The sequence below is a fragment of the Pseudoflavonifractor hominis genome (assembly GCF_014288125.1).
GTDB classification, from domain to species: domain Bacteria; phylum Bacillota; class Clostridia; order Oscillospirales; family Oscillospiraceae; genus Pseudoflavonifractor_A; species Pseudoflavonifractor_A gallinarum.
In genome coordinates, this window is the sequence record NZ_JACOPR010000001.1 from 129101 (window position 1) to 139617 (window position 10517).

General features: G+C 68.1%; 10 protein-coding genes and 1 riboswitch. All 10 genes read right to left on the bottom strand.

All coding sequences use genetic code 11. The features are described from left to right. Positions 1-3: 3 nt before the first annotated feature. Entirely contained in the window at positions 4-717 is a 714-nt protein-coding gene (locus H8S34_RS00640) for an energy-coupling factor ABC transporter permease (RefSeq protein ID WP_186962773.1), read from the bottom strand. 158 nt (positions 718-875) lie between these two features. Next, a riboswitch (cobalamin riboswitch) is annotated at positions 876-1068 on the bottom strand. A 37-nt stretch (positions 1069-1105) separates the two neighbouring features. Beyond that, on the bottom strand, positions 1106-1912 hold the full coding sequence (locus H8S34_RS00645; RefSeq protein WP_101693449.1) for a sirohydrochlorin cobaltochelatase: 807 nt from the start codon (positions 1910-1912) through the stop codon (positions 1106-1108). 18 nt (positions 1913-1930) lie between these two features. After that, positions 1931-2578, bottom strand: a complete 648-nt coding sequence (locus H8S34_RS00650; protein WP_101693450.1) for a precorrin-8X methylmutase — start codon at positions 2576-2578, stop codon at positions 1931-1933. Positions 2579-2581: 3 nt separating this feature from the next. Next, positions 2582-4084, bottom strand: a complete 1503-nt coding sequence (locus tag H8S34_RS00655) for a cobyric acid synthase (RefSeq protein WP_186962774.1) — start codon at positions 4082-4084, stop codon at positions 2582-2584. Further along, positions 4084-5133 (bottom strand): pyridoxal phosphate-dependent aminotransferase, encoded by a 1050-nt coding sequence (locus tag H8S34_RS00660; RefSeq protein ID WP_186962775.1) that lies wholly within the window; start codon positions 5131-5133, stop codon positions 4084-4086. Before H8S34_RS00660 ends, H8S34_RS00655 begins: the two co-directional genes overlap by 1 nt. Before the next feature lie 24 nt (positions 5134-5157). Beyond that, positions 5158-6144 carry an adenosylcobinamide-phosphate synthase CbiB gene (gene cbiB, locus H8S34_RS00665; protein ID WP_186962776.1) on the bottom strand — a complete coding sequence of 329 codons (987 nt, stop codon included), beginning with the start codon at positions 6142-6144 and terminating at the stop codon, positions 5158-5160. Further along, complete coding sequence (cobT, locus tag H8S34_RS00670) at positions 6141-7202, bottom strand: nicotinate-nucleotide--dimethylbenzimidazole phosphoribosyltransferase (protein ID WP_101693454.1); 1062 nt, start codon at positions 7200-7202, stop codon at positions 6141-6143. The genes cbiB and cobT overlap by 4 nt, the downstream gene beginning before the upstream one ends. A 2-nt stretch (positions 7203-7204) precedes the next feature. Beyond that, positions 7205-8575, bottom strand: a complete 1371-nt coding sequence (locus H8S34_RS00675; protein WP_186962777.1) for a cobyrinic acid a,c-diamide synthase CobB — start codon at positions 8573-8575, stop codon at positions 7205-7207. Next, complete coding sequence (gene cbiE / locus H8S34_RS00680; RefSeq protein WP_101693456.1) at positions 8572-9774, bottom strand: precorrin-6y C5,15-methyltransferase (decarboxylating) subunit CbiE; 1203 nt, start codon at positions 9772-9774, stop codon at positions 8572-8574. The genes H8S34_RS00675 and cbiE overlap by 4 nt, the downstream gene beginning before the upstream one ends. Beyond that, positions 9771-10517, bottom strand: a complete 747-nt coding sequence (gene cobK / locus H8S34_RS00685) for a precorrin-6A reductase (protein ID WP_186962778.1) — start codon at positions 10515-10517, stop codon at positions 9771-9773. The genes cbiE and cobK overlap by 4 nt, the downstream gene beginning before the upstream one ends.

Below are 10517 nucleotides of genomic sequence, written 5' to 3' on the forward strand. Positions count from 1 at the left end.
TCCTTACAGCACCGAGAGCTCCAGCAGCTCATCCCGGGCATACTTCTCCAGCACGTTGAAGACCACTACCGTCAGCAGACCCTCGGCCACGGCCAGGGGGAGCTGGGTGACGGCAAAGATGGTCAGATACTCCCCGATGTTTCCGTAGACCATGCCCAGCTGCACCGAGGTGGTCACATAGGTCACCAGGTCCCCCAGCGCGGCGGCGCAGAAGACCGCCACGGCGGGGCGGGCCTTCAGCTTCTTGAGCAGCAGGTACACCCCCCAGGAGACAAAGGGCCCCACGATGGCCATGGAGAAGACATTGGCCCCCAGGGTGGTAATGCCGCCGTGGGCCAGCAGAAGAGCCTGGAACAGCAGCACGATGAGCCCCAGCACCGTGGTAGCGGTGGGCCCGAAGAGGATGGCGCCCAGTCCCACACCGGTAGGGTGCGAGCAGGAGCCGGTGGCCGAGGGGAGCTTGAGGGCCGAGAGCACAAAGGCGAAGGCGCCGCACATGGCCAGCAGCACCTTGGCCCGGGGGTAGTCCCGCACCCTCTTCTGAATAGAGCGCATACCGGCGGCCACAAAGGGCACGCACACGGCCATCCAGCCAAAGGCCCAGGGCCGGGGGAGATAGCCCTCGGCGATGTGCATGGCCGAGGCGCTCACGGTGAGCACGCCCAGCGCCATACACAGGGCGGCGGCCAGGCGGACACAGGAATCCAATCGTTTCATGGTACATTCATCCTTTCCCAATTTGCACTTTGGTCAAAGGTCCCGCCCCAGCGGGACCGGTCCTGCGCCCGGGCTCACCCGGTACCGGCTTTTGAGTTCCACTGCTTCTTCACGGGAAACACACCTCCTATCATCCGTAGCGGTATGGTTTGCCGGCATGGCCGGCGCGGTCTGCGGCAGGTCTTCCGACTCTGGCCTCATGGCGCGCCCGTGTCTTCCCGGCCCGAAGGGGCCAGTGACTTGTATGCGGGTTTGCTCTTCCATCACGGCAGCGGGACTGTGCGGGATTCTCACCCGTCTTCCCTTTTGAAACCGCCCCGCAGGGCGGTTACCGCAGACCGTCTCTTCTATCCCCGGAGCACGCTCCGGTGAGAAAGCGTCTCGGCGCTCAGTCCGGGCGCTTGTCTCCCTCTTCTTCCCCCTGGGCCGCCAGGGCGTGGCCGGCAAAGAGGGCCCGGAAGGCCGGGTATTCCCCCAGGCCCCGCAGCACACATTCCACCGTATAGCCCTCCCGCTCCAGGCGGCTCTTCCAGGAGTCCTCTTCCTCGCCCGCCATGTCGTTGGCGGCGTGGTCCCCCGCCACCACCATGAAGGGCTGGAGTCGTACCCGGCGCACGCCGCTGCACTCCCGCAGGCGGCGCAGGACCTGGTCCAGGGTGGGGTATCCCTCCACCGTCCCCAGAAAAGCCCGGTCCCAGCCCCGGTCGTGGAGGGCATACTCCAGCAGGGCATAGGCGGAATTGGCAAAATGCTCGCTGCCGTGGCCCATAAAGACCAGGGCCTCATCTGCCTCCGGAGCGGGGATGGATTCCATCACCGCATCGGCTGCGGCCAGATAGTCCTCCGCCGTGGTGAGCAGGGGTTTGCCCACCACAAAGCGGGCAAAACGCCCCCGCCAGGGCTGTGCCTGGGCACAGAGCTTGTCATATTCCTCTCCATTGAGGATGTGGGTGGGCTGGAGGAGCACGTCCTCATAGCCCTCCCGGGCCAGGCGCTCCAGGGCCTGGTCCACATTGTCGATCTGTACGCCGTCCCGCCGCGCCAGCTTGCGCAGGATCATGCCGCTGGTAAAGGCCCGGAACAGCGTCCGGTCCGGCAGGGCGGCGGCCACAGCCGCCTCGATGCGGCTGATGTTCTTCTCCAGCGTCTCGGGATAGCTGGTCCCGAAGGAGACCATCAGAAGTGCTTTCCCCATGGTATCTCACCTCACGTATTACTCTCTCCGGTCTCCGGAGGCCAGGTAGAGCAGGGCGTTGCAGATGGCTGCGGCGATGTTGCTCCCCCCCTTGCGGCCCCGGGCCACGATGTGCTCCCCTCCCATGGAGAGGAGCAGTTCCTTGGACTCCACCACGTTGACAAAGCCCACCGGCACACCGATGACCAGCTCAGGCCGGAGCCGTCCCTCCTCCATCAGCTGGCAGGCCCGCACCAGAGCGGTGGGGGCGTTGCCCAGGGCCAGGACCACGGGCCCTTCCAGCCCGGCGGCCCGCTCCATGGAGACAGTGGCGCGGGTCTCCCCCCGCTCCCTGGCCTCGGCGGCCACATCCGGGTCGGACATAAAGCACACCACGCGGCCGCCAAAGCCCTCCAGCACCCGCTTGTTGATGCCAGCCCGGGCCATCTGGGTGTCGGTGACGATGGTGCAGCCCTTCCGCAGGGCCTCCACCCCCCGCTCCACCGCATGGGGAGAAAAGACCAGATTGTCGGCATAGTCAAAGTCGGCGCTGGTGTGGATACACCGCTTCACCACGGCCAGCTGCGGGGCCGGGATGTCCCGCTCCCCCAGCTCGGAGGCGATGATCTCCATACTCCTGGCCTCGATCTCAGCGGGGGCCACCCGCTGCAAGTGGATCTCTCTCATGTCCTATTCCTCCCGGTTGAGAATGCGGTAGACCCGCTCCATATCCAGCCCCGCACGCACGGCGTCGGCCAGAATGTCATACTGGCGCTCCTTGTAGTCCGTCCAGTCCAAGACAGCCTCCTGCTCGCCCAGCCCTCTGGCCTGGCGCAGGCAGTTGACCAGCGCTCCGGCGCAGCCGCCCTGATCGAAAAGGCCGTGGACATAGCTGCCCCACACATTGCCCCGGGCCAGACCGTCGGCCTTCTCCACGCCGTCCAGGGTGTGGAGGCGGGCGCAGCTCCCGGCAGCATCGCCCCGGGCGGTCTCGCCCATGTGGATCTCATAGCCCTCGAACGCCACGCCGTTCATGCCCGCAAAGATTCCCTCCAGGCCGTGAAAGACGCCCTGGACCCGGGTGCGGGTCTTTTCTCCCCGGAACACGGTGCGCCCGGGCAGCAGGCCCAGGCCGGGCAGGCTTCCGCCCCCCTCCACGCTGTCGGGGTCGGAGACCTCCTCCCCCAGCATCTGGTATCCGCCGCAGATGCCGATCACCGCGCCGCCCCGGGCGGCGTGTTTGCGGATGGCGCTCTCCAGACCGCTGGCGCGCAGCCAGCGCAGGTCGTCCAGGGTATTCTTGGTGCCGGGGAGCAGGATGAGGTCTGGCTCCCGCAGCTGGGCGGGGCTGGACACATACCGGAGGGAGACCTCGGGGATGCGCTCCAGGGGGTTGAAGTCGGTGAAATTGGAGAGCTTGGGCAGCCGGATCACCGCCAGGTCGATGAGGCCCACCCCGCCGCCGTTCCCCAGCCGCTGGGAGAGGGAGTCCTCGTCGTCCAGGTCCACGTTCACCATGGGCACCACGCCGGTCACGGGGATACCGGTACGCTCCTCCAGCATGGAGAGGCCGGGGCGGAGGATCTCCACGTCTCCCCGGAATTTATTGATGACAAATCCCTTGAGCCGTGCCCGCTCCTCCGGTTCCAGCAGAGCCGCCGTGCCGTAGAGGGAGGCAAACACCCCGCCCCGGTCGATGTCGCCGCACAGGAGGACCGGGGCGTCCACCATGGCGGCCAGGCCCATGTTCACGATGTCCCCGTCCTTCAGGTTGATCTCGGCAGGGCTTCCTGCCCCCTCAATGACGATCACGTCATATTCCCGTGCCAGGCTCTCATAGGCCTCCAGGATCTCCGGGATGAGCTCCCGCTTGTAGGCGAAATAGTCCCGGGCCTTCCAGTTGCCCCGGGGCACGCCGTTGACGATGAGCTGGGAGCCCACGTCGCTCACCGGCTTGAGCAGGATGGGGTTCATCCGCACGGAGGGCTCGATTCCCGCCGCCTCGGCCTGCATGACCTGGGCCCGGCCCATCTCCAGTCCCTCCCGGGTGATGAAGGAGTTGAGGGCCATGTTCTGGGATTTGAAGGGGGCTGCCCGGAGCCCGTCCTGCCGGAAGATCCGGCAGAGGGCGGCGCACAGGAAGCTCTTCCCCGCGTTGGACGTGGTCCCCTGTACCATGATGCACTTTGCCATCAGTCCAGTACCTCCTTCAAGGTGTTGAGCAGAATGTCGTTTTCCTCCGGAAGCCGCACGGCGATGCGGTAGTCGCACGCCCCCAGTCCGGGGTAGTTGGCGCAGGAGCGGATGAGCACCCTTCGTTCCAGCAGGCGCTCCTTGAGGTCGCTCCGCCCGGGCGCGGAGAAGAGCAGGTAGTTGGTCTCGCTCTCCCACACGGTCAGGCCCAGGGCCCGCAGCGCCGCCGTCAACCGGGCGCGCTGGGGGCGGATGACCTGCTCCATGGCCGTCTCCGGCCATCCGGGACAGGCGCAGGCGGCGATGCCGGCGGCCTGGGCGGGGGCTGAGACGCTCCAGGGCTGCCCCACCCGGTAGAGCCGCTCGGGCAGCTCCGGATGGGCGGTCAGACAGTACCCCAGGCGCAGCCCGGGCATGGCGTAGCACTTGGTGAAGGCCCGCAGGAGCACCAGCCGCGGAAAATCCGAGAGCCGGGCGGTCAGCCCCTCTCCGCCTCCGTCGCAGAGGTGGAGGAAGCACTCATCCACCACCAGCCAGACCTTCTCCTCCTCCGCCCGCCGGAGGATGGCCTCCAGCACGGGCTGGGCCACCCGCCGCCCGGTTGGGTTGTTGGGGCTGCACAGGAAGGCCAGCTCCACCCCACCCGAAAGGGCGGCGGCAAAGCCCTCATCCACTGCAAAGCCATTCTCCCGGGCCAGGGGATAGCGGACAACCTCTCCCCCGGCCGCCTCCACGGCCTGGGCATACTCGGAGAAGGTGGGGGCGGTCACCAGTGCCCGGCGGGGCCGCAGAGCCAGGCACAGCCGGAAGATCACATCGGCCGCGCCATTTCCGCAGCAGATCCACTCGGCCGGGACGCCGTCCCGCCGGGAAATGGCCCGGCGCAGCTCCCGGCACAGACTGTCCGGGTAGCGCTGGGCATCCACGACGGCCGCCCGGGCCGCCTCCGCCACGGCAGGGGGCATCCCCAGCGGGTTCTGGTTGGCGGAGAAGTCCAGCACCGGTCCGGACTGGGCGTAAATGTCTCCGCCATGGGTATAGATGGGCATGGGATGACTCCCTCCTTTTGGGATTTAAAAGGGAAAGCGCAGGACCATCAGCGGCACCCCGCACAGCAGGAGCAGGGACAAAAAGGCCGTGCCGTACATCAGCCGGTTGGCCCGCAGGATGTCCAGGGCCTCCACCGGGTGGATGGGGTCGCCCAGGGTGGGCTTCTCCACCCTCCGGCCAAAGTACACGGCCGGACCGGCCAGCTGCACCCGCAGGGCCCCGGCACAGGCGGCCTCGGTGTGAGCCGAATTGGGAGAGGCGTGGTTCTTCCGGTCCCGCCGGAAGATGCGTATCGCCCCCGGTCCGTCAAATCCGGTGAGAAAGGCGCTCAGGCACATGAGCCCCCCCGCCAGCCGGGCGGGCAGGAAGTTGAGGACGTCGTCCAGCCGGGCCGCAGTCCGCCCGAAGTAGAGATAGCGCTCATTCTTGTAGCCCACCATGGAGTCCATGGTGTTGACCGCCTTGTAGGCCATTCCGGCCAGAGGACCGCCCAGGGCCAGGTAGAAGAGGGGGGCCACCACGCCGTCCGAGGCGTTCTCGGCCACCGTCTCCACCGCCGCCTTGGCCACACCGGTCTCGTCCAGCTTCTCGGTGTCCCGGCCCACGATCATGCTCACCGCCCGGCGGGCTCCCGGAAGGTCTCCATCCCGGAGGGCGCGGTAGACCTTCCCGCTCTCATCCCGCAGGGACCGGGCTGCCAGCAGCTGATAGCACAAGAGGGTCCGCACCCCGAAGTCCAGGGCCGGGTGGAGTCTGGCGCACAGGGCGAGCACCAGTCCGGTCACCCCCACGGAGAAAAAGAGCACCAGGACCACCAGCGCCGTACCGCCGGCCCGCTCTCCTCCCGGGGTTTTGGGAAAGACGCGGCGCAGGGGCCCCTCCAGCCCCGCGATGAGCTGTCCCACGGCCCGGACCGGGTGGGGGGCCCAGTGGGGGTCCCCCAGCAGCAGATCCAGGCAAAACCCCAGAAGCAGGGCGGTCAGGTTGGTCTGAAAAAAGGATTGTATCATGTCAGCGGCTGGTAAGCCTCCACCTCGATCTCATCAAATGTGGCCATCTCCCGGTAGACCGCCAGGGCCATATCCAGCAGAGGCATGACCGCCGCCGTCCCGGTGCCCTCTCCCAGGCACATTCTGGCCCGCAGGAAGGGGGTCAGGCCCAGGGCCTCCAGCAGCAGTTCCCCGGCGGGCTCCGCTGAGACGTGGCTGGCCAGCAGGTAGTCCCCCGCCGCCGGGCAAAGCCGCACGGCGCACAAGGCAGCCGCCGCCGAGATGAACCCGTCCACCAGCACGGGTACCCGGCAGGCCGCGCCGCCCAGGAAGACCCCGGCCAGACCGGCCAGATCCAGTCCTCCCACCTTGGAGAGCACGTCCACCGGGTCGGTTGGATCGGGCTGGTTCACCGCCACGGCCCGGCGGATGGCGTCCACCTTGCGCACCAGCCCCTCCGAGGAGAGGCCCGCGCCCCGGCCGGTGACCGTCTCCGGCTCCACGCCCAGGAGCACCGAGACCACGGCGGAAGAGGCCGTGGTGTTGCCGATCCCCATCTCTCCGGTACCCAGGAGCTTTACGCCGGAAGCACAGAGCTCCTGCGCGATCTGGATGCCGGTCTCGATGGCCCGGACACAGGTCTCCCGGTCCATGGCCGGCTCCCGGGTCATATTGCGGGTCCCCCGCATGAGGTTGCGCTGAAGGATGCGCGCCCCCTCCACCGGACGGGCCACGCCGATGTCCACCGGGACCAGCTCGGCACCAGCCACCCGGGCCATGCAGCAGACGCTGGTATCCCCCTTGGACATATTCTCTGTGACGATGGCGGTGACCTCCTGTCCTGTCTGGGTCACCCCCTCGGCCACCACGCCGTGGTCGGCGCACATGGCCACGATGGCCCGGCGGCTCAGGTCTACGTCGGGGCTTCCGCCCATGGCCGCGATGCGTACCACCGCATCCTCCAGAAGGCCCAGGCTGTGCAGCGGCTTGGCGATGGAATCCCACCGGCGGCGGGCGGCCTGCGCGGCCCGCTCATCGGCAGGCGTGATCTCTCGTACGGTCTTCTCCAACAGTCCCATGTTCATCCCTCATTTTCCCCATGATATCTGGCACAGGCGGCCACAAATCGCTCCGCCGCCTGTTGACAGCCGCAAAAATGTACGTGCGGAAATCCCGCATAGAGGGTGGGCGTATGCCAGGCACAGTCCCACCCCCGCTTGCTTCTGGGCTTCTGGGCGTGGAAATCTGCTCCCGGCCGGTCGCTCTCCCAGTAGTGGAACTCGTGGGCCGGCAGGCTCTCCCCCGCCCCGCAGAGCAGGCCCTCCGTCCGGGCCGTCAGCGTGATATAGCCAAAGCGCCCCAGCTTTCCCTGGTTCCAGGCCGCGGCGGGCAGGGCTCCCGCCAGGGGGCGGTCCACCCCGTCCGCGTCGGAGAGGGTCCGGTGGAGGTAGAGAAAGCCTCCGCACTCGGCCACGGTGGGCATCCCGCGATTCACTGCAAGGCGCACTGCCCGGCGCATGGCGGTATTGTTGGCCAGCGCCGCTCCGTAGAGCTCGGGATAGCCGCCCCCCAGATAGAGCCCGGCGCATCCCTCCGGAAGTCCCTCGTCCCGCAGCGGGGAGAAGGGGACCAGCTCGGCCCCCAGTTTCTCCAACAGCTCCAGGGCGTCGGCGTAGTAGAAGCAAAATGCCTCGTCCCGGGCCACGGCGATGCGGGGCCGGGACGGATGGGAGGCGGGGATGTTCTCCTCTTCCGGCGGCAGGTCGGGGGCCGACCGGGCCAGGGCCAGAAGGCCGTCCAGGTCTATGCTCTTCTCGGCCTGGGCAGCCAGGGCAGAGAGCTTTCCCCGCAGATCGGACACCTCTGCGGCCGTGATAAGGCCCAGATGACGGCTCTCCAGGGAGGCGTCGGGGAGAACCGGAAGGTAGCCGTAAACCGGGATGCCGGTCTCCTCCTCCACGCAGTCCTTCAGGGCGGGGTAGAACATGGGGGAGACCCGGTTGAAGAGCACCCCGCGGATGCCGTGTTCCTCCTCCAGCGCACAGAAGCCCTTCACCACTGCCGCCAGAGAGCGGGCCGCGCCCCGTCCGTCCACCACCAGTACCGCCGGCGTGGCGGTCCGGTGGGCCAGATTCCAGGCGCTGAGCTCACTGGAGAGGGCCGCGCCGTCGTAGTAGCCCATGGCCCCCTCCAGGATGGCGGGTCCATGGCCGGCGCAGTTCTGACACAGAGAGCGGCGCACCGCCTGTTCCCCCATCAGAAAGAGGTCCAGGTTGCGGGAGGGCACCCCCAGCACCTCCGCGTGGAACATGGGGTCGATGTAGTCCGGCCCCGATTTGAAGGCCACCGGATCCAGTCCCCGGTTTACCAGGGCCTGGAGTACGGCGCAGGTCACCGTGGTTTTACCGCACCCGCTGGCGGGGGCGGCAAAGAGCAGACGGGGAGGATTCATTCCGCTCCCCCCGTTCCGCTGATGAGCCACACCGGATTCTGGGCCTCCATCATGTGGTAGCTTCCCGCCTTCCGGGTCCGGGTGACCGCCACCTGGACCAGGTCCACATCCTGAAAATGCAGTTCCTCAAAGGCCGACACCGCCTCCTGGAGGGTCTCCAAAGTCACGGCCGACACCACCGCCCGGAGGCCGGGGCGCTTGTCCAACGCGGCGGCCAGGATGGCCCGCAGGGCACCCCCGCTTCCCCCCACAAAGACCCGGTCGGGGGGCGGCAGCTCCGCCAGGGCCTCGGGGGCGGTCCCGGGCACCGGGATCACGTTGGAGGCGCCCAGGGCCGCGGCGTTCTGAGCGATGAGCTCCAGGCCCTCGCTCCGCCGCTCCACCGCGTAGACCACTCCGGCCGGGGCGGCCAGGGCGCACTCCACCGACACCGAGCCGGTGCCCGCCCCCACGTCCCAGATCACGCTCTCCCGCTCCGGACGGAGCTTGGAGACCACGAGGGCGCGGACCTCCTCCTTGGTCATGGGCACCTTTCCCCGCTGAAAGGCGCTGTCGGGCAGACCGGGCGCGGCGGCGGATCGCTCCACCGGGTGGGGATGCTCGGCCAGCAGCACGGCGAGATCGGCAAACTCCTCCCCCGCCAGGGACTGGGCCGTCCCGGCACAGATGCGCTCCTCCGGGTAGGAGAGCCGCTCCCCAACCCAGATCCGCACATCACCCAAGCCCCGGCTGCACAGCTGCGCACACAGGTCCTGGGCCCGGGTCTCACCTCCCGTGAGAACAAAGGTGCGCCGGTGGCTCTGAATCTCCCCCACCGCGTTGTGGGTACGTCCATGGGCGCTCACCCAGTGGACATCCTGCCAGGTGGTGTTGAGCCGGGCACAGAAGTAAGAGAGAGAGGAGATGCCCGGGATGGTATGTACCTCGTACCCCTCCAGCAGGGGCCAGAGCGCCTTTGCCCCGCTGTAAAAGCCCGTATCTCCGGAGAGGAGGACGGCCGCCGGGCCGTCGCTCTCCCCTTCCAGGGCGGCGAGGATCTCCCGCGGGCGGATGAGGGGATGAGCCGGTTTCTCCCCGCTCCAGGGCTCCAGCAGCCGGGGGGCGCCCAGGAGCACCCGGCTCTCCTCGATGGCCCTCCGGGCCTCCCCGGTGAGGGTGTCCGGATTTCCCATGCCCACGCCGATCAGATAGACTTTCATGGCCGCTGCACCTCCCAGTTCCTTTGAAATTCCGCCAGCGTCTCCCCCCGCTCCCGGGTGGGACGCTCCACCACGATCAGCCGGCAGCCCGTGTCCCGGGCCGCCGCGCACTTCTCTTCAAATCCTCCGGCCGCACCGCTCTCCTTGGTCACCAGCACGGAGATATCCAGCTGCCGGATCACGGCCCGGTTAAGCTCCGCCGAAAAGGGCCCCTGCATGGCGATGATCTGTTTCGGTGGAAACCCCGCTGCCTGACAGGCCTCCAGAGAGGACACGCTGGGCAGCACCCGGGGATAGCATCGCTCCCGCAGCCCTGGCTGGGCGAAGGGAGCGAGCTCCTTGCTGCCCGTGGTGAGCAGGATGTTCCCCGGCAGCTCCCGGCACAGCTCGGCGGCGTCGGTCAGGCTGGCACAGCGCAGGAAGTCCCCCGCCCCCTCTTCCGCTCGAACGATCCGCCGGTAGGGCAGGTCCAGCTTCTCACAGCAGGCGCGGATCTGGGCGGTGACCTGTACGGCATAGGGGTGGGTGGCGTCGGCCACGCAGCAGAAGGGGCGGCTTTTCATCAGCTCCTCCATTCCTGCCGCGTCCAGCCGTCCGGTGTGGACCGCGATCCCCTCCCCCTCGGGCAGGAGTGTGGCCCCGTAGTCGGTGGCCACACAGACGGTCACCCGGCAGTCCCGCTGGGCCAGCCACAGGGCCAGCTCCCGGCCCTCCGTGGTGCCGCCAAAGAGCAGGACCTCCAT

Bases quoted from the DNA above. Each gene is read 5' to 3' on its own strand.
- H8S34_RS00650 (WP_101693450.1), bottom strand. From the start codon at position 2,578: ATGAGAGAGATCCACTTGCAGCGGGTGGCCCCCGCTGAGATCGAGGCC.
- H8S34_RS00655 (WP_186962774.1), bottom strand. From the start codon at position 4,084: ATGGCAAAGTGCATCATGGTACAGGGGACCACGTCCAACGCGGGGAAG.
- cobT (WP_101693454.1), bottom strand. From the start codon at position 7,202: ATGGGACTGTTGGAGAAGACCGTACGAGAGATCACGCCTGCCGATGAG.
- H8S34_RS00660 (WP_186962775.1), bottom strand. From the start codon at position 5,133: ATGCCCATCTATACCCATGGCGGAGACATTTACGCCCAGTCCGGACCG.
- cbiE (WP_101693456.1), bottom strand. From the start codon at position 9,774: ATGAAAGTCTATCTGATCGGCGTGGGCATGGGAAATCCGGACACCCTC.
- cbiB (WP_186962776.1), bottom strand. From the start codon at position 6,144: ATGATACAATCCTTTTTTCAGACCAACCTGACCGCCCTGCTTCTGGGG.
- cobK (WP_186962778.1), bottom strand. From the start codon at position 10,517: ATGGAGGTCCTGCTCTTTGGCGGCACCACGGAGGGCCGGGAGCTGGCC.
- H8S34_RS00645 (WP_101693449.1), bottom strand. From the start codon at position 1,912: ATGGGGAAAGCACTTCTGATGGTCTCCTTCGGGACCAGCTATCCCGAG.
- H8S34_RS00675 (WP_186962777.1), bottom strand. From the start codon at position 8,575: ATGAATCCTCCCCGTCTGCTCTTTGCCGCCCCCGCCAGCGGGTGCGGT.
- H8S34_RS00640 (WP_186962773.1), bottom strand. From the start codon at position 717: ATGAAACGATTGGATTCCTGTGTCCGCCTGGCCGCCGCCCTGTGTATG.